Annotated in this window: 18 protein-coding genes; 9 read left to right on the forward strand and 9 right to left on the reverse strand. The window is 51.8% G+C overall.

Going from position 1 to position 19244, the window contains the following annotated elements:
• Positions 1-104 precede the first annotated feature (104 nt).
• The 3 genes from FHT67_RS05830 (at position 105) to pyrE (ending at position 2080) form a co-directional block, all read left to right on the forward strand.
• The gene (locus FHT67_RS05830; protein WP_132304789.1) at positions 105-905 is read left to right on the forward strand and encodes a TIGR00266 family protein; all 801 of its coding nucleotides are present in this window, start codon (positions 105-107) and stop codon (positions 903-905) included.
• Between the two features lie 62 nt (positions 906-967).
• On the forward strand, positions 968-1441 hold the full coding sequence (locus tag FHT67_RS05835; protein ID WP_167196343.1) for a DinB family protein: 474 nt from the start codon (positions 968-970) through the stop codon (positions 1439-1441).
• 102 nt (positions 1442-1543) lie between these two features.
• Positions 1544-2080 (forward strand): orotate phosphoribosyltransferase, encoded by a 537-nt coding sequence (gene pyrE / locus FHT67_RS05840; RefSeq protein WP_132304793.1) that lies wholly within the window; start codon positions 1544-1546, stop codon positions 2078-2080.
• Between the two features lie 133 nt (positions 2081-2213).
• Here the strand turns inward: pyrE and mtnB are convergent, their stop codons facing one another.
• The 8 genes from mtnB to FHT67_RS05880 all read right to left on the reverse strand — a co-directional run bounded on the left by mtnB (position 2214) and on the right by FHT67_RS05880 (position 10311).
• Entirely contained in the window at positions 2214-2864 is a 651-nt protein-coding gene (gene mtnB, locus FHT67_RS05845) for a methylthioribulose 1-phosphate dehydratase (protein WP_132304795.1), read from the reverse strand.
• A gap of 1 nt (position 2865) precedes the next feature.
• Entirely contained in the window at positions 2866-3534 is a 669-nt protein-coding gene (locus FHT67_RS05850; RefSeq protein WP_132304797.1) for a 2-hydroxy-3-keto-5-methylthiopentenyl-1-phosphate phosphatase, read from the reverse strand.
• Positions 3531-4751: a 2,3-diketo-5-methylthiopentyl-1-phosphate enolase gene (locus tag FHT67_RS05855; RefSeq protein ID WP_167196344.1), complete on the reverse strand. Its 1221-nt coding sequence runs from the start codon at positions 4749-4751 to the stop codon at positions 3531-3533. Before FHT67_RS05855 ends, FHT67_RS05850 begins: the two co-directional genes overlap by 4 nt.
• Positions 4751-5632 carry a pyrroline-5-carboxylate reductase gene (gene proC, locus FHT67_RS05860; protein ID WP_167196345.1) on the reverse strand — a complete coding sequence of 294 codons (882 nt, stop codon included), beginning with the start codon at positions 5630-5632 and terminating at the stop codon, positions 4751-4753. Before proC ends, FHT67_RS05855 begins: the two co-directional genes overlap by 1 nt.
• A 24-nt stretch (positions 5633-5656) precedes the next feature.
• Positions 5657-6907 carry a glutamate-5-semialdehyde dehydrogenase gene (locus FHT67_RS05865; protein WP_132304803.1) on the reverse strand — a complete coding sequence of 417 codons (1251 nt, stop codon included), beginning with the start codon at positions 6905-6907 and terminating at the stop codon, positions 5657-5659.
• 65 nt (positions 6908-6972) lie between these two features.
• The gene (gene proB, locus FHT67_RS05870) at positions 6973-8079 is read right to left on the reverse strand and encodes a glutamate 5-kinase (RefSeq protein WP_132304805.1); all 1107 of its coding nucleotides are present in this window, start codon (positions 8077-8079) and stop codon (positions 6973-6975) included.
• A gap of 369 nt (positions 8080-8448) precedes the next feature.
• Positions 8449-9639, reverse strand: a complete 1191-nt coding sequence (locus tag FHT67_RS05875; protein WP_132304807.1) for a pyridoxal phosphate-dependent aminotransferase — start codon at positions 9637-9639, stop codon at positions 8449-8451.
• Between the two features lie 222 nt (positions 9640-9861).
• Complete coding sequence (locus FHT67_RS05880) at positions 9862-10311, reverse strand: hypothetical protein (RefSeq protein WP_167196346.1); 450 nt, start codon at positions 10309-10311, stop codon at positions 9862-9864.
• Positions 10312-10441: 130 nt separating this feature from the next.
• On the opposite strand from FHT67_RS05880, the gene FHT67_RS05885 reads away from it, so the two are divergent.
• Positions 10442-11224 (forward strand): carbon-nitrogen family hydrolase, encoded by a 783-nt coding sequence (locus tag FHT67_RS05885; RefSeq protein ID WP_481856676.1) that lies wholly within the window; start codon positions 10442-10444, stop codon positions 11222-11224.
• Positions 11225-11228: 4 nt separating this feature from the next.
• Here the strand turns inward: FHT67_RS05885 and FHT67_RS05890 are convergent, their stop codons facing one another.
• Positions 11229-12122, reverse strand: coding sequence for a LysR family transcriptional regulator (locus tag FHT67_RS05890; protein ID WP_132304813.1), 894 nt, complete (start codon positions 12120-12122; stop codon positions 11229-11231).
• 167 nt (positions 12123-12289) lie between these two features.
• On the opposite strand from FHT67_RS05890, the gene leuC reads away from it, so the two are divergent.
• The 5 genes from leuC to FHT67_RS05915 all read left to right on the forward strand — a co-directional run bounded on the left by leuC (position 12290) and on the right by FHT67_RS05915 (position 19149).
• Entirely contained in the window at positions 12290-13705 is a 1416-nt protein-coding gene (leuC, locus tag FHT67_RS05895; protein ID WP_132304815.1) for a 3-isopropylmalate dehydratase large subunit, read from the forward strand.
• Positions 13706-13735: 30 nt separating this feature from the next.
• Positions 13736-14335 (forward strand): 3-isopropylmalate dehydratase small subunit, encoded by a 600-nt coding sequence (leuD, locus tag FHT67_RS05900; protein WP_132304817.1) that lies wholly within the window; start codon positions 13736-13738, stop codon positions 14333-14335.
• 161 nt (positions 14336-14496) lie between these two features.
• Positions 14497-15915 (forward strand): N-acetylmuramoyl-L-alanine amidase family protein, encoded by a 1419-nt coding sequence (locus FHT67_RS05905; protein ID WP_132304819.1) that lies wholly within the window; start codon positions 14497-14499, stop codon positions 15913-15915.
• A gap of 118 nt (positions 15916-16033) precedes the next feature.
• A complete protein-coding gene (locus FHT67_RS30310) occupies positions 16034-16630 on the forward strand; it encodes a GerMN domain-containing protein (protein WP_167196348.1) in 597 nt (198 codons plus the stop codon).
• 35 nt (positions 16631-16665) lie between these two features.
• Complete coding sequence (locus FHT67_RS05915) at positions 16666-19149, forward strand: S-layer homology domain-containing protein (protein ID WP_167196350.1); 2484 nt, start codon at positions 16666-16668, stop codon at positions 19147-19149.
• Positions 19150-19244 lie beyond the last annotated feature (95 nt).

The raw sequence follows: 19244 nt of genomic DNA on the forward strand, positions 1-19244 counted from the left end.
GGAGAGCATGCGAATGCCGCATGCTTTCTTTTTTTTATTGGGAAATAATTGGATGGTAGTGGTATGATAGGAGAGAGCTTTATTATCGTTCAGGAGGGATTAGGTTGAGGAGCAACCACGAAATCGATTATTACATTCATGGCGACGATATGCAATTTGTAGAAATTGAGCTGGATCCTTCCGAGACGGTTATTGCCGAAGCGGGAAGCCTTATGATGATGGATGACGGCATAAACATGGAAGCGATTTTCGGAGACGGCAGCGGTCAATCCTCCGGCGGGTTTATGGGTAAGCTGATGAGCGCGGGCAAACGGATTCTGACGGGCGAGAGCTTGTTTATGACAGCCTTCACGAATGAAGGAATGGGCAAGAAAAAGGCCAGCTTCGCCGCACCGTACCCGGGCAAAATCATCCCGATCGACCTCCATGCCGCAGGCGGTAAAATGATCTGCCAGAAGGATGCGTTCCTTGCGGCCGCAAAGGGCGTGTCGGTGGGGATCGAGTTCCAGCGCAAGATCGGAACGGGCTTCTTCGGCGGAGAGGGCTTTATCATGCAGAAGCTTGAAGGCGACGGTCTTGCCTTTATGCATGCGGGGGGAACGATTATCCGCAAGGACCTGAATCCGGGGGAGAAGCTTCGCGTCGATACGGGCTGCCTCGTGGCTTTTACGCCAAGCGTGAATTACAGCATTGAGATGGTAAAAGGGGTGAAAACCTTCCTGTTTGGCGGTGAAGGTCTATTCTTCGCGACGCTCGAAGGACCGGGCACCGTCTACATTCAATCTCTGCCGTTCAGCAGACTTGCGAGCCGCGTATTCGCCGCAGCGCCCCGCGGATTCGGCACGGGCGGCAAGGACGAAGGAAGCGCGGCAGGCGCTATCTTCAATATGCTGAAGGGTGACTAGCAGTCTATTCTACTATACTCCGTCCCGGTGGGATGGAGTTTTTTTGGCGGAGGTCATGAACAATGAACAAAGAATTTAATCGAATGTGGTTGATCAGGAAGTTCGAAGAGATCATGCAGAGAATCTTGAAAGCGCTTAATCAATTGGATGACGTGCAGGTGAACTGGAGCCCGGGACCTAACAGCCACTCCATTTCGACGTTAATCAGGCATATGGAAGGCAATATTTTGGAGCGGGTTAATAAGGGAATTCTTTTTCAGGATATGGTAAGAGACCGGGATGCGGAGTTAAAGCCGGCTTTCCTAACATGTGAAGTACTGACAAGAACGATACAGGAACGCTTTCAATTTGTGATAGATACCGTTCGCACCTTGTCGGATGAGCAGCTGGAGCAGACGCAGCCTGTCCGCGGCAAGGAACGCAGCAATCTGGATATGCTGCATCAATGCGCGACGCATTACTCGGAGCACATGGGCCAGATTTTTTACGTCGCAAAGCAATTATTGAAGGATGATTATCAATCGACTTCGATTTAAAAAATTCTCTTTAGCCGCATAGACAATTCCTTTAAGATTTGCTAAACTTTCAAACGGCGTATGTTTAGGGGAATTCACTTTTTAGGAAGAAGGGGACTGTAGATGAACAAAACAGAGCTTGCAAGAGAAATTATGCAAACGTCACGACTGACGGGAGAATTCAAGCTTCGCTCAGGTAAAACCTCGAATCATTACTTCGATAAATACTTGTTCGAATCCAATCCCGTGCTATTAGCTGCGATCGCAGAACAGCTTGCACCCCTTGTTCCGGAAGGAACGGAAGTTTTAGCCGGGCTTGAAATGGGCGGTATTCCGATTGCCACTGCGCTTTCCCTCAAAACAGGCATTCCGGTCGTCTTCGTCCGCAAGAGAGCGAAGGAATACGGAACAAGCAAATTGGCGGAAGGAATCGATATTACGGGCAAGAAGGTCTGTATTATCGAGGATGTCATCACGACGGGCGGACAGGTGCTCTTAAGCGCAGCGGATTTGTTGAACCACGATGCGGAGCTGAAAGAGGTGCTCTGCGTCATCGAGAACGAAAAGGCTGGCAGAGCCAATCTGGAAGAGGCGGAATTCGAAGTCCGCTCCTTGTTCAAGATGGAAGAGTTAATGGCTGCAGTCGAAGAGAGCGTATAACAAAACCCGGAATTATTAATTGCATAGCGGTAAATGAAAAAGCTGGCCAATCTCGTATCCAACGAGTTGACCAGCTTTTTCGCTTTAACAGTTTAGAAAATATAGCTTTTCAACCTGAAAACTCACTTTCTGATCATTTGCGGCCGTTCAGCATTTCCCAGCGATAAACGTATTCGAACAGGAACTCAAACGCTTCGATATGGCGCTTCGCTTCGAAGGCGTTCGCCCCCCAGGCGTAAATGCCATGCTTGCGAAGAATAATGCCCGGAATCCTCTTGTCGAGGCGTTCCGTCACTTCCGGCACAATGCGCGGAATCTCGGCGAAGTTGGAGACGATCGGAATATCGATATGCGCTTCCTCTTCCCAGATGTTCAGGCCTTTAATCAGCTCTACCCCGTCTACGGGAACCGCTCTGCGCTCCCAGAACCATTCGGACATAACGGCGCTGTACACGGAGTGAACGTGGAAAATAGCGCCTGCACCCGTTAAACGGTAGATTTCGTTGTGAATAAGCGTTTCGGCGGAAGGCTTCAGGCTTGTAGCTTCGCAAGCTTTGCCATTCTTGTCGACGAACAGGTAATCCTCCGGCGTATGTACCGTTTTATCCTTGCCGCTTGCCGTAATGGCGAAATAGAATTCGTCAGGGTTGAAATCCCCTACGCGAACCGAGAGGTTGCCGCTTGTTCCGGCAAACCAGCCGCGGGAGGCGAACAGTTCCTTAACACTGCGCAGCTCGGCGAGCGCCTGCTGCTTTTGTTCCAGCTTAATATCGGTAAAAGCCATATTAAACGATCCTTTCTTTCTTCAGCTCATGCACAATGTCATGGAAGGTTGTAAATTCGGTATGGGGGAGACCAAGCTCCTTGCATTTATCGGTCAGATGATGGCGGGAGAAGACCGTATCGGCCAGCTTGGCGCCTTCAAAGTCGGTTACGCTGTCGCCGATAATAATCCGCTCGTAAACGCTTGCCGGGAATCGGCGCATAATCGTTGTTTTGCACATGCCGCAGTCATTGCTGCAATGCTCATCGCATGGATGCGGCCATGTAATTTCGATCTGCTCGCCGCTGAAGTCGCTGCCGTTGCAGTAAATATGATCCTCCGGAATACCAAAGCGGGCCAGCACCGGATACACAAAGAAGTCGATGCCGCCGCTTGTCACGTAAAATTCGATCTGCTCTTCCTTGCAATATTGGAGCAGCTCGGCAAAGCCGTCACGGATTTGCACGTTATGAATGCCATACTCCACAACTTCCTTCCGAATGGAAGTCGGGAGGAGGCGGAACATTTGGCCAACGCCGTCGCGGATCGAGATTTTCTGGGATAGAACCGCATTTGCAATGTCTTCCCAGCCCGGCGGGTTGAAATGCTTGATGATAGCTACAATGTTATCGTTGACGGTGATGGTTCCGTCAAAGTCGCAGAAGATGATGCGTTTCTTGGCTGTTGTCATTCCTTAATCCCCCATGCGTCTATAGCCGCCTGAAGCGGCTCGTTACCCGGCTGCGCCGCTGCCTCGCGAAGCGGTACGCCGTTCATTGCTGCCGTAATCGCGCTGCGGAAGGCTTTGCCGCCGGCCGCCGTGCCCATCGGATGGCCGTGGATGCCGCCGCCGGCATTAACGACCACGTCCGTGCCGAAGTCGCGCAGTATAAGAGGAACAAGTCCGGGATGGATGCCGGCCGAAGGTACAGGGAAGCTCGTCCGGAGCGTATCCGAAGGCGCTAGAAGCGCTTCTTTTACCGCCAGGTTCTCAGCCTTCGGCATAACGACTGAACCGTAAGGGGAAGGGAAGAGTACAAGATCCGCGCCTGCCAGGCGCATCAGCTTGCCAAGCAGGACGGAAGCGCTGATCCCGTAATGCGGAGAAGGATAAAAGGCGCCCGCCATTGCCGGGTGCGCCGCAATGGGCACATTAATCTCCGGATCCTTGCTTAGCTCGTGCAGCACATCGTAGCCGTAAGACAATACGTTAAACAGCAGAGCATTCGCGCCCGCTGCGATAGCTTTGCGGGCTTGGCTTGCGAGCTGCGAGGTAGGTCCTGTCAGGTTAACCGCGTACAGCAGCTTTTGACCGGTTTCCTGCTGGGCTTTGCGTGCCGCCTCCATGCATACTTCCACGCGCTTTTCCAGAGGCGTAAGCGGGTTTTCGAACAAAATCTCGTCATCCTTGATAAGGTCGACGCCGCCAAGCGCCTGCTTATAGAATTGCTCCTGCAGGTTCGGAAGATCATGGCCAACAACCGATTTGAAAATACTCATCAGAAGCGGGCGGTCGTGAACGCCAAGAAGCTGGCGTACGCCTTCCAGGCCGTACTTGGGACCAGGGAAGGCGGATTGGAATTGCTCCGAGACATCCAGATCAATCAGCTTGATTTTGCCGTCCATGGACAGCTTGCCGAAAATCGTAACGAGCAGAGCGGGGATATCGCGGCTGAAATTGATGTCCGGATACGCAATCTGGATATCGGCGTAACGCTCGCCGCCTGCTTCTTCATGCACGTTAACCGACAATACCTTGCCTAGATGCTTTTCCATCTCGGCTTTGCGTGCCTCCGGGAGCTCCGTCCAGCTGCCAACCGTCAAGCCAACGGCGATGGACAATGCTTTTTTATCGAAATCCGCTTTCTCGTCAAAGCAGCGGTAAGTTGCAACACACATTTGATTCATTAGGACAACGTGCTCCTTTCAATATCTGCTCCGATTTCGCCGGCGCGCTCTGCCGAACGCAGCATGCCGCGCACGACGGCTTCCGTTAATCCGCTAGCCGCCATCGATTCGATTGCAGCCTGAGTCGTGCCGTTAGGGGAAGTAACCTTGCGGCGGAGCTCAGCCGGCTCCTCGCCGGTTGTTCTGACCATCTCGGCAGCGCCAAGCACGGTCTGAACGATCAGCTCCTTGGCTTGTTCAGCAGGGAGGCCAAGCTTCTCCGCGGCTTCCATCATCGCTTCCATGAAGAAATAGACATAAGCCGGGCCGCTGCCCGACACGCCAACGATCGAATCCTGCAGCGATTCCTCGACAACCGCGTTAATGCCGATTGAAGCGAACATCGTTTCCGCAAGCTTGCGCTGCTCTTCCGTCACGCTGCCCGAATAACTCATTCCCGTTACGCCAAGGCCAATTGTGCTCGAGGTATTGGGCATCGTCCGAACGATAGGGGCGGATCTGCCAAGCACCCGCTCAATGGAAGAGATCGACAGACCGGCAATAACCGAGACGATCAGCTGCTTATCCGAAAGGAGGTGCTTGATGGACGAAATCGCGCTGACCGCGTCCTTAGGCTTCATCGCCAGGAAAACAATATCCGCATCCTGAATAAACTGCTCGTTTGTCGTACCGTTCAATACCGTCTGTACGCCGTATTTCTCGCTTAGTTCATTCAGCCGGTCCGCGTTTTGGCGGTTCAGCATCGAGATTTGCTCCGGTTTTGTCAGGTTTTGATTAATAAGTCCGCGTACGATAGCTTCCGCCATCGAGCCTGCGCCATAGAAGCTGATTTTCAAAGCTTCGATATTAACGCCGGCATTTGTTTGTTCCATCGATAACATTTCGTTCACCCTCCAAACTCTATCTTAACCGCGGATTTGGCCGTTGCCGTAAACCCGGAATTTCGTTGACGTAAGAGCCGGCAGTCCCATAGGGCCACGCGCGTGCAGCTTTTGCGTGCTAATGCCGATTTCCGCTCCGAAGCCGAATTCGAAGCCGTCCGTGAAGCGGGTGGAAGCGTTGTGATAGACTGCCGCAGCGTCTACTTCGTTCAAGAATCGCTCGGCATTCCATGCATTCTCCGTTACGATGCATTCGGAATGCTTCGTGCTGTATTTGCGAATGTGCTCAAGCGCCTCATCTAAGTTTGCTACAATACGAATATTTAGAACATAATCGTTATATTCCGTCGCAAAATCCTGTTCGGTCGCAAGCTTGGCCTGCGGTACGCGCTCAGCCGTATGGCTGTCGCCGCGCAGCTCGACATTAGCCGCAAGAAAGCGATCGGCGATTTGCCGCAGATGGCGCTCCGCAAAGGCTTGGTGCAAAATCAAAGTTTCCATCGAGTTGCAGACGGAAGGGCGCTGAACCTTCGCGTTGAAGGCGATTTGTTCCGCCATGTCGTAATCCGCGCTCTCATCCACGAAGGTATGGCAGATGCCGGCACCTGTCTCGATAACGGGCACTGTCGCGTTTTCGACTACGTTGCGGATCAGCGCCGCGCCGCCGCGCGGGATAACTACATCAAGCAATCCGTTTAATTTAAGCATTTCGTTGACGGAAGCGCGGTCGGAATCTTCTATCAGTTGAATCGCATCCTGCGGCAATGCCGTTGAGGCCAGCGCTTCGCGGAGCACCTCCACGATCCGGCGGTTGGAATCCAGGGCGGCGGAGCCCCCGCGGAGCACCACGCAGTTGCCGGTTTTGAGGCAAAGGCCAACAGCGTCCACGGTAACGTTAGGACGGGCTTCGTAAATCATGCCGATAACGCCGAGCGGCACGCGTTTTTTATCAACCCGAAGGCCGTTTGGACGGTCGAATTGCTCCAGCAGCTCGCCAACCGGATCCGGCAGCTCCACAACCTGGCGCAGTCCTTCCGCGATGTCCGCAACACGGCTTTCATTCAAGGCGAGGCGATCCAGCAGGGAAGGGCTCGTGCCGTTTTTCCGGCCTCGTTCCAGATCCTTTTTATTGGCTTCGATAATAGATGCCTGATTCTCAATTAAGGCATTAGCCATGGCCGTTAGGGCGGCATTTTTCTGCTCGGTCGTCATTTTGTTCATGATGCTGGCAGCGGCTTGGGCAAGCGTTGCTTTTTGTTTAACTTCACTAACCATCTCGATTCCTCCTAAAATGAATTGCGAAGCCATTCATGCTTCGAAAGCATAGACTTAATGAAAGATTACCGCAAGGAAACCCACTCGTCGCGGTGGATGACTTCGATTCTGCCTACATCCACCCGGCGTTTTACTTCTTCCGTGCTGAGACCGGCCACGGCTTGAACCTGCCAAGCTTCGTAGTTTACTACGCCGCGTCCGATCGTGTCTCCCGTCAGATTTGTTACTTCTACAACATCCCCCGAATGAAAATCGCCTTGAATTTCGCGGATGCCGGCCGGCAGCAGGCTTTTGCCGCGTACGAGCAAGGCATGCTCGGCGCCGTCGTCAACGATAATGCGGCCATGGGGGTTGGAGTGGAAGCCGAGCCATTGCTTCTTCATCGGAAGGCTGTGCAACCGGGTATCGAAATAAGTGCCTTTGCCTGTACCGTCAACCGCCAGCTGCAAATCGCCAGGCTGTTGAACCTTTCCGATAAAAGCTCTTACGCCCCCGCGCATGGAGATGCGCGCTGCTTCTATCTTGGAACGCATGCCGCCAGTGCCAACCGCAGAGCCTGCTCCGCCCGCCAGCTGCATAATCTCCTCCGAGATTTGATCCACTCGTTCGATCTTGACGGCTTCCGGATTTTTTCGCGGATCCTCCGTATACAAGCCGTCCATATCGGTAATCATGATCAGGCTGCTTGCTTTCGTCATCGCCGCAACCAGCGCGGACAGCTTATCGTTATCGCCAAACTTCAGCTCAAGCTCGTCGGTAGCTACCGTGTCGTTTTCATTAATGATAGGAAGAATGCGGAGACGAAGCAATTCCTCTATCGTCTTGAGCGCATTTTGGATTCGCTTGCGGTTGGAGAAGTCCGCCCGGGTCAACAGGATCTGGGCAACCCCGATGCCAAACTCTCCGAACGCTTCCTGATAAGCCTGCATGAGCAGCGCCTGGCCAACCGCGGCAGCTGCTTGCTTCTCGTGTACCGCTTTTGGCCGTGCAGCGTAACCGATCTGGCGGAAGCCCGCAGCCACCGCGCCGGAGGTTACCAGAATAAGTGGGCAGCCTTGCTTGTGCAAAGCGGCGAGTTCAGAAGCAAAATAGGCGATACGTTCACGGTTTAAGCCGCCTTCCTCCGAGGTTAAGGAGCTGCTACCGATTTTGACAACAATTCTCTCCGACATCTTCTCATCCCATTTCCTGACAAAATAAAAAGACCTTCGTCCATAAAGGACGAAAGTCTATAGCTTCCGCGGTACCACCTTTGTTGACCGAATGGCAAATACGCGCATACAGGTCCATCTCAAGCCTCATAACAGGAGGCGCTGTCCGGCTCTCGCCGGCCGCTCGGGGGTTGGATTCAGCAAGGAACCGAGGCAAATCTTGCAGCCTGACGAATTTGCTCTCTGGGCACGGCCATCTCACTTACTAGTCCCGTCATCACGTTACATGTTCAGTTAATGCTAGCATATCATGATCATACCTTACTGTAAAGCAAGGCAAGCGCCATAAAAACAGCCGGCAGACCGGGGGATGCCGGTCTGCCGAGCAGGTTAAAAAATGCCTAGCTTGCCAATCCGCTCGATGGCTTCAACGAGCCGTTCCTCGCCGGTCAATAGACCAAGGCGCACATAGCCTTCGCCATGGGTGCCAAAACCGTTGCCCGGCGCAACGACAACGTCGGCTTGCTCGAGAAGAAGATCTGCGAAGGATTCCGACGTATAGCCCTCGGGTACCGGAAGCCAGCAGAAGAAAGAACCGCCGGGACGGTCGGCTTTCCAGCCGATCTTCGCAAGCGCGCCGAATACCGCCTCGCGCCGGCTTTCGTAACGGGCGGTAAGCTCCGTCACGCAATCCTGCGGACCCGTAAGGGCAAGCGCCGCCGCTTCCTGAATGCCGCCAAACAGGCTGCAGTAGTAATGATCCTGAATCAGATTGATCAGGGATACGATTTGGGCGTTGCCAATGGCAAAGCCAACCCGCCAACCGGCCATGTTGTACGTTTTGGAGAGCGTATAAAACTCTACGCCAACATCCTTGGCGCCGGGCGTTTGAAGGAAGCTGACCGGCTTTTTGCCGTCAAAGCCGATGGCTCCGTAAGCAAAGTCGCTTGCAACCACGACACCCGTACGGCGGGCAAAGGCGACGGTCTCTTCATAAAATTCGGGATCCGCTACGGCGCCTGTCGGATTGTTCGGGTAATTGATGAACATCAGCTTGGCGCGCTCCAAAGCTTCCGGATCAATAGCGCTATAGTCAGGCAGGAAGCGGTTATCCGCCGTCAGCGGCATAAAGCTCATCTCCGCGCCGGAAAGCGCGACGCCAGACCAATAGTCCGGATAACCGGGATCCGGAACAAGACATACGTCGCCGGGATTAAGCAGGCACTGGCTGATTTCGACAAGACCCGTTTTGCCTCCAAACAAAATAGCAACCTCGGCAGCCGGATCAACCTCAACGCCGTAATCTTCTTTATAGCGCTTGGCTACCGCTTCCTTCAGGAACGAATAACCGCTGAAAGGCGGGTAACGGTGGTACATCGGATTCGCAGACGCTTCCTGCATCTTTGCTACGATATGGGGAGGGGTAGGCTGGTCGGGATTGCCTTGCCCCAGATTGATCACATCCCGGCCTTTGGCCGCTTGGGCATTTGCTTTGCCGACAAGCTTGGCGAAAAACTGCGTTGGCAGCGCCGTCATGCGGTCTGCCGGTTTTATAACATGCTCACTCACTCGAGTTTCCATTTGCTCACACTCCACCATAAATGCTCTCTAATCGCCTGAACGACATTAGCTTTAATGTAGCATGTCAAAACCGTTTATGTCGAGTCAAGGTGAAACGGCAAATGCCGTAATTATAATGCAGAGAGCGTTTCACTCCAAAGAATTCCAAGCGAGATTAATAAGCAAAAACTTATAAATCCTTAGAATGAAATTAGTCGGCATGGAGCGGGCATTGATGCTGATTTACTCAGCCGGAATCCCGATTTTCTTAATAAACGGTTTAATGTCTTCTTTGAAGAGCAGCAGGTAGGGTCTGCGTTGCTCATCGAATACGAGAAGAAGCGGAGGCTTGCCATCGCAATAAAATAAGAACACGTCGTCAGCCAGCAGCTTGGTGCCGTTCACGGATATCGTTACGGGCTTCTCAAGCGGCACGCGGTAAACGTAATTGCAGCTGTCGTCATTCGTGAGCTGAGGGGCAAGTCCCGTAATGGATGAGATCCATTTGTTCGCAAATTCCTGGTATTCCTTATCGTTTGGCGTTGTAAACACGACTTTTCCGGCTTTCACGTCAAATACCTGAACAGGCTTAAAAGGCTGATCCTCCGGTGCTGAAGCAAAGGCGGAGGCAGAGGCGAACGTCAACATGAAGCATAAGGCGAGCAGCAGGGACGCTAATCGTTTCTGGCGCATTTTTATTTCTCTCCTTTTCCGGGAATGAATAACTCTTCTCCATTAATCTGTCCATCTTGACACAGAACCATGAGAAGGTATCATTAGGGAAAAGTAATTGATGAAGGGAACAAGACCTATGACACAGCCAATGCGCATTGCACTTTTGCAAATGAATATAGAGGTCGGACAGCCGGAAGCGAATTTCGCCAAGCTGTCCGGCATGCTCGAGGAGGCGGCATCCCAGCCTAATAAGCCGGATGTCATCGTATTTCCGGAGATGTGGAATACGGGCTATGCGTTAACGGAAATTACGAAGCTTGCGGACCCGCATGGAGAACGCACGAAAGCTTACCTGTCGGCATTCAGCCGCAAGCATGGCATTCATATCATCGCCGGATCGATCGCGGAAGGCCGGGAAGACGGCGTGTACAATACGATTTTCGCTTTTGACCGGGAAGGAAACCAAATCGCGGATTACTCGAAAATCCACTTGTTCCGCCTGATGGACGAAGAGAAGTACCTCGCAGCGGGAGATAAGCTTGGCAAGCTTGAGATTGAAGGCGCGGGGGCAGGCATGATGATCTGCTATGATATCCGCTTCCCGGAACTGGCCAGAAAGCTTGCGCTGGGTGGAGCGAAGCTGCTCTTTGTGCCGGCCGAATGGCCGCATCCAAGGCTGCATCACTGGCGCACGCTTCTGACCGCCCGCGCAATCGAAAACCAAATGTTCGTGATTGCCTGCAACCGCGTAGGCATTAGCGGAGAGACGCATTTCTTCGGCCATTCGATGGTTCTTGATCCTTGGGGCGAGACAATCGCCGAAGCCGGGGAAGAAGAGACTATTCTTTACGCCGAAATCGATCTATCTCTCGTTGATACCGTACGCGGCAAAATTCCGGTATTCGAGGACCGCAGACCATCCTTATATTAAGGAACTACTTATATTGGCTGATCGTTTTGTTCATCGTTTCAATAAACGCCACGGCCGCCTTGGACAAATACCGTCCTTTGCGGCTGGCGATAATCAAGGTGCGCGAAGGACGGCCCTTGAGCGTTAAGTAAGCGGGGACAAAATCGCCGCCCGCGGCCCGGGTGAGCATTTTCGGAACAAACGTAATGCCCATCCCGCCCGCAATAAGCGACTGAACCGTCTCAATATTACTGCTCTCAAACACGATGTTAGGCGTAAAACCGGCCTGTTGGCATAGATGCACGAGAATCTGGCGGAAGCCCTGTCCTTTCTTCAGGCCGACAAAAGGCTCGTCCCGCAGCTCCTCGATCGAAATCTCGTCGGTGCGTCCGGCCAGGCGATGGCTGGGTGGAACGGCCAGGCAAATTTCTTCCTCCATAAGCGGTTCCCATTCCAGCGTCTGATCGACGAGAGGGAGAGTAAGCAGGCTTAAATCCGTCCCCCCGTTAGCCGTAAGCTGCTCCAGCTTGACGGTTGTGTCTTCCACTAATATAACCTCGATCTGCGGATAGAGCTCTCCGAATACCGGAAGAACAAGCGGCAGGATATGCGATCCTGTAATTGGCAGCGTTCCTACGACAAGACGGCCTCGCTTCATCTGAGCCATATCGTCCATCTCTTGCTTTAACTGCTCGATGGCATCCAGAATCGACTGCGATTTATCCACGAAGACCTGACCGGCTTGCGTCAGCTCAACGGAATTCGTCGTGCGGCGGAACAGCAGGACGCCTAGCTCCTGCTCCAGCTTGGATAGCTGCTGGCTGAGGGAAGGCTGCGCAATATGCAGCTTCTCGGCAGCGCGCGAAAAATTTTTCTCGATTGCGATTTGAATCACGTACTGAAGTTGTCTAAGTTCCATTCCAGCATTCCCCTTATAGTCCAAATGAGAATAGTTATCGATCTTTTATAGCTATTGCCTATAACCATTATAGATATTATATCTTTGTTGAATCAAGAAGGAGGTGCTATGCTAGTAACATCTAATAGAGCAAAGCGATTATTCGCTTGAACGATGGGGTGAACATAATGACGAAAAGAACACTGTTTGAGAAAATCTGGGATAAGCACGTCATTCATCAAGAAGAGGGCAAACCAAGCATCATTTACATCGACCTTCATCTGGTACACGAGGTAACTTCGCCGCAAGCCTTCGAAGGACTCCGCATGTCGAACCGCAAAGTTCGCCGTCCCGACCTGACTTTCGCGACAATGGACCACAACGTTCCTACCAAGGACCGCTTCAATATTAAAGACCCGATCTCCAAACAACAGATCGATACGCTGACGCAAAACTGCGCGGACTTCGGCGTAAAGCTGTTCGACCTGCACAACCTCGACCAAGGCGTCGTGCACGTTATGGGTCCTGAAATCGGCTTGACTTACCCAGGCAAGACAATTGTTTGCGGCGACAGCCACACTTCGACTCACGGCGCGTTTGGCGCTCTGGCGTTCGGTATCGGTACTTCCGAGGTTGAGCACGTTATGGCGACGCAATGCTTGCAGCAAGCAAAGCCAAAAACAATGGAAGTTCGCTTCATCGGTTCCCGCAAACCAGGCGTAACCGCGAAGGACTTGATCCTCGGCGTTATCGCCAAATACGGCACGGACTTCGCTACCGGCTATGTTATCGAGTACACGGGCGAAGCTATCCGCTCCCTGACTATGGAAGAGCGCATGACCGTCTGCAACATGTCGATCGAAGGCGGCGCGCGCGCAGGTCTGATCGCACCTGACGAAACGACGTTCAACTACCTGAGAGGCCGCGAGTACGCTCCTGCCAACTACGACGAAGCCGTAGAAGACTGGAAGCAGCTCACAACGGACGAAGGCGCGGCTTACGATACCGTGGTTGAATTCGACGTTGATTCGCTGATCCCGCAAGTCACTTGGGGCACTTCCCCGGGCATGGGCACGGACATCACTTCTTCCGTACCGTTCCCGAAAGATCTGCCAACGGAAAACGAACGCAAAGCAGCGGAAAAAGCGCTTGAATATATGGACCTGAAGCCGGGTACGCCAATGTCCGAAATCGAAATCGACTACGTCTTTATCGGTTCCTGCACAAACGGCCGTATCGAAGACCTTCGCGCTGCGGCGGAAATCGCACGCGGGTACAAAGTAAGCGAGAAAGTAACGGCTATCGTCGTTCCGGGCTCCGGACGCGTTAAGCTGCAAGCCGAAAAAGAAGGCCTCGACAAAGTATTTACGGAAGCCGGTTTTGAATGGCGCGAAGCAGGCTGCTCGATGTGCCTTGCGATGAACCCTGACGTCCTGCAGCCGGGCCAACGCTGCGCATCGACATCCAACCGTAACTTTGAAGGCCGTCAAGGCCGGGGCGGACGTACGCATCTCGTATCGCCGGCAATGGCTGCGGCTGCCGCAATCAACGGACGCTTTACGGACGTGCGCGACTGGAAAATCAAATCCGAAGTGTTGAACTAATTGAACGTGTGAGAGAGGGGTATTACCGACATGGAAGCTTTTAAACAACTTACGGGCATCGTTGCCCCGGTCGACCGCGTGAATGTCGACACGGACGCTATTATTCCTAAACAATTCCTGAAACGCATCGAGCGCAGCGGCTTTGGCCAATTCCTGTTCTTCGAATGGCGCTTTCACGAAAACGGTGAAATCAACGCCGATTTCGAACCAAACAAACCGCGCTATCAAGGCGCTTCCGTTCTGATCTCCCGCGCGAATTTTGGCTGCGGCTCCTCCCGTGAGCATGCTCCTTGGGCGATTTTGGACTACGGCTTCAAGGTTGTTATCGCGCCTTCGTATGCGGACATTTTCTACAACAACTGCTTCAAGAACGGCATTCTGCCGATCAAGCTGAGCGAAGAGCAAGTCGAAGACCTGTTCCAACGCACCGCGAAGCATGAGGGCTACAAGCTGTCCGTTGATCTTGAGAACAAAAAGCTGACTGACGAATACGGACTTGATCTTTCTTTCGATCTTGACGAGCACCGCCGCCAGTTCCTGCTGCTTGGTCTGGACGATATCGGCCTGACGCTTCAGCACGAAGACAAAATTACGGCTTACGAACAAAAGCGTCCTGCCTACTTGGGTTAATAGATAGCTTTGAAAAGAGGGCAGCTCTTCGGATAAAGAAGAGTTGTCCTCTTTTTTCCTCTATACGCAACTTTTTCTGACAAAATGCGTCTATTTAATCGTCTAGCAAAGTCGAATGATCTCCCATTCGATGCAGGCAATTTCAGTCATCGAGGTGGAAAATGAAGAAGAAGTTTGTACCTATTTTGTTGTTTATGGCGGTTCTGTTTACTTTGTTCACCGGAGTGGGACAAGCTGCAACAACGCCAGTCGTCCCAAAGCTTTATCTGAACGACCAATTGCTTAAGCCTTTTGACGATCCGCAGATCGTCAACAATTTTACGCTCGTCCCAATCAGGGTCGTGTCCGAGAACATGGGCTATGAAGTGAATTGGGCGGCAGCTACAAAGACAGTCACCATACATAACGATCAGAACGAAATTGTACTTACCATTGACAACAACATTGCACTCGTCAACAACAACAAGGTGCAAATGGACATGTCTGCCAAGCTGCAGAAGGGCAGAACAACGATGATTCCAATCCGTTTCGTCAGCGAACAGCTTGGATTAACGGTGAAATGGGATCAACCGTCGCAGTCCGTCTATTTGTACAAAGCAGCGGACCCCGAAGAACCTTCGAATACGCCGGATCCCGGCCAGACAGGTTCAATCACTTCCGTTCAATACGACAGCAGCTTCGGCATTATCATCAACTATGACGGTAAAGTAACGGCGAATAAACCGTTTAAGCTGGACAACCCGGGTCGTATCGTTATCGATTTCCCGAACACGACTTACTCGGATGTCATGTCCTCTCAATTCAACGGTGCGGAAACAAGGATTCCCGTAGCGGATAATCCGTACATCTCCATGTTCCGTTATTCGCTATTCTCTACGAATCCGGCTACCGCTAGACTAGTGCTGGATTTGAATACGGATGCGGACGCATTGGTTCAAGATAACGGAGCCGGGGTATTAACGGTTAGCCTTACGGATCCGGCAACTACGCCGCCGCCCGTGGAAACGACTCCTCCTCCCGTTACAACGGATCCCGGCAATAAAGTCTATAACGTTGTTATCGATGCCGGTCACGGCGGAACCGATCCGGGCGCGCAAAGCATCAACGGGCGTTGGGAGAAGGAAGTGAATCTTGCCATCTCGCTCAAAGTCAAAGCTTTGCTGGACAAAGAAAAAAATATCAAGCCGCTGCTCAGCAGACCGGAGGATAAATTCGTAACGCTTGCAGACCGCGTAACGTTCGCCAAGAACAACAAGGCGGATATTTTCATTTCGATTCATGGGAACAGCAACCCCACTTCGAGCGTAACCGGAACGGAAACCTACTACACGCGCGACAGCAGTAAAGCGCTTGCGAATGTGATTCACAAACATCTCGTGAAGGCTACCGGCCTTAAGGACCGCGGCGTAAAATACGGAAACCTGCATGTAACGAGAGAAACGACGATGCCTGCTATTTTGCTCGAAACCGGATTTTTATCCAATAAAGGCGACTCCGACATCCTCTACAGCGATGCAGCGCAAAATAAAATGGCAGCGGAAATCGTAGCTGGAATTAAGGAGTACCTGAAACTTTCCTAGATTCTAAGAATTTATTCGTCTCTCTTAGATAAGGGCTTAGAACTCACCGGAATGAAACAAGCTTGCCGTCTAAGTGCGGCGAAGGCAGTTTCACCTTGAGAAAGCGAGGAATTCGATCGTGCGCAAACCGGCAATTATTCTATTATTATTTGCGGTCATTCTGACTGCAGCAGCATGCGGAAATACGAACAAACCACTCGGGCAGTCCGGAAATGAAGTAAGCGGCAATGCGCCTTCTCCAAGCCCAACGATAGAAGCGCCCGCAACAACGGAGCCGACGGCGACTCCTGACCCGTCCGTGGAACCGACCGTACAGGCGGAACAAGAAACAACGGTTAAAATCTATTATTCCGATACAGAGCTAGAGAAGATGGTATCAAAGGACGTTCAAGTGAAATCGAGCTCGAATGAAGATCTGATTAAGCAGGCATTAACTGCTTTGCAGCAGGACGGTCCTGAAGGCACGGTGAATTTATGGAAGCCTATCCCGATCAAATCCGTGACGCTTAAGGATAATGCGGTAACAATCGATATTGAGCTGCCGGATACCGCGCGTCTTGGCGCACCGGGAGAGCAAATGCTGCTGGATTCCCTTGGTCAGACATTGTTCCAGTTAGATTTTGTGCAATCTTATGATCTTCTGGTTGACGGCAAAGCGCTGGAGAGCCTAATGGGTCACTTTGACCTCGACCATCCAACGGTTCGTCATTCCTAGTATCAAACAATTGAATTGAGGAGGATTATTCAATCATGCCAATGCATTCGTCCCGTTCCAAACTTATTGCCGGCGCTCTAGCGTTCTCCTTGCTTGCCGGTGGCACCTCCATCTCAGTGCCGGCTCCATCTGCATTTGCAGCAGTATCGACCAGCATTTTTGCTGACACGATCCCTGCATGGGCGCAGAAACATGTTTCGAAGCTGGCGCTTCAAGGCATTATTAACGGATATAAAACGTCGAGCGGTTCCACGGAATTCCGCCCTCTAAAAAGCGTTTCCCAAGAAGAGGCCGTCGTTATGGCGCTGCGCTTCGCCGGACTAGAAGATGAAGTAAATCCGGATGATATTGTGGCCTACCCCGATTCCTTTAAAGTGAGCAACTATGCAAAGCCTTATGTTATTGTAGCTTTCAAACACGGATTGCTGGATCAGAACGAGGAGTATGCCAACGCGGCCGCAAATCCTAAAGCGACATGGGGGACAACTCCGGCAACTCGCGAATGGGTAACCAAGCTCATGGTGAGAGCTATCGATAAAAAAGCTTTGGCGGATGATCTAAGCAAGACTGCTTCTACATTCGCTGACGGCAATCAGATCACGGCAAAATATTTAGGCTACGTCAACGCGGCCGTATCGCTTGATCTGGTAAAGGGAGTATCCGCGACGAAGTTTGATCCGAAAGCTCCGGTTAACCGGGCGAGCCTTGCAACCTTGTTCAGCCGGGCGGAGAAGCAGTACCAAGTGGCGTATGAAGGGCAAGTAAACGGCATTGTTACAGCGCAGACGGCCACATCGATCACGCTGTACAGCGAAGGGAAAGAAACGACTTACGCGCTTGATTCCAATACCTTGTACTATTCGGCAGACAGCGATAACGCCGTTGCGGCGGGGGATATCAAGCTGTATACGGACGTTACGCTGATCGGCGGCTCCGGCAAAGCGCTGTATGTGGAAACGCAAGGCACGGAGCAGCATGTCAAAACGACAATCGCCAAGCTGGACCGCATCAATACGACGGACCGTTATTTCTACGCTTGGGTGAACGACGAGCCTGTGAAGTTCACGTATAGCAGCGCGGTTACCGTAAAAGACAGCAACGGCAAAACGCTCCAAATTTCCGATCTAAAGCGCGATACGAATCTGACCATCGTACAGGATACTTTCCGCACGGCTCCCCAGGTTGTATCCATCACGGCAGAAGTACAGACTGGCGCTAATACCGTAACCGGACAATTTTATTCCGCAGGCAGCGGCCTGATCAATTATTTGGCAGACGGTACTCTGCAATCCAAATTTCTGGCCGATAACGTGACTGTTGTAATAAACGGTATCGATGCGCCTACGGTGAGCGATTTGTTCAAGGAAGTTGATAATATCAAGCTTACTTTGAACGATGAACAGCAGGTGACTCGCATTGAAGTCGTAAACCGGAACGTCTCGACGATGGATTCCGCTACGGTTGTCAATTACAGCGGCGACAATAAGCTGCTTACGTTATACGATCCTGCCACATCGAACGCGAATGCCTTGTTCCTTACGGATTCCACCAAGATTGATTACAATGGATCGTCCATTACAGTGAGCCAGGCGAGATCTTACTTGGTTGCGAACCGCAAAGTGAAAATTACGTATTCCGGCAAAAACATTATCTCGCTTAGCTTTATTTACAAACAGACGGGCAGCCTGGTATCGGTAAATACCACGGATAAATTACTGTCCGTTAAACTCGATTCAGGCGAAAAGGTAACCATTCCTTACGTATCGCCGCTGCTCCAAATTCCCGGCGTAGCCGTGCCGACAATCGGAAGCCTGCAGGCAGGAGATACCGTAACCGTGCTGCTGGATGCCAACCAGGAGAAGGCAGCTACGATTCAGGTCCATAAAACCTTGCAGTACCAGGTTGTGTCCGCAAACGCTTCTACAAAGCTTGTTACGGTGAAAGCGGCGGATAACTCGCAAAAAGACATCTCCCTGGTCAATGTTCCGATCACGGACGAGAATGGGAATGCTTTAACGGTGGGCGCTCTGACTAGCGGCACCATCATTAATGTCCCTTACATCGGCAGCAACATCCAGTCGGTGAAGACGATTACGATGAAATACGGCACCGTTTCCTCCGTCGGGGCAAGCAGCCTGACCGTTACCGAACCTAACGGCACATCGTCAACGGTAACGTTCTCGAAAGGCATAAAAGTCATCAAAGGGACTCAGACCACCTATTCGTCTTCCGCGGTAGCCGCGGGAGATATCATTCAAGTTTACAAGGACGAGAACGAGCAGACGATTGTTACGGTAGCAGTCGGCGACAAACGTACTTACTGGAAGTACGATGCTCCTAACGCAACCCTGTGGACCTACAAAAATACGTCGGAGGATAACGGCAACTTTGCCTATATTAATTCGAACACCAAAATCATGTATAACAATGCGTCCATCCAAGTGAGCGCATTAAAAGACGGAGATACGATTACGGTTTATGCCTTCAATAATACGGCACTCAAAATCGTAAAATCGTAGGCTTCTGTTAAAAATTAACGGGATTTAAAAAAGATCTCGGCCTAAATTCTTATATTTTGTGAAAATACCGTCCAAAAGGGCGGTTTTTTCTTTAT

It is taken from the genome of Paenibacillus sp. BK720 (genome assembly GCF_011761545.1).
Taxonomy (GTDB): domain Bacteria; phylum Bacillota; class Bacilli; order Paenibacillales; family Paenibacillaceae; genus Pristimantibacillus.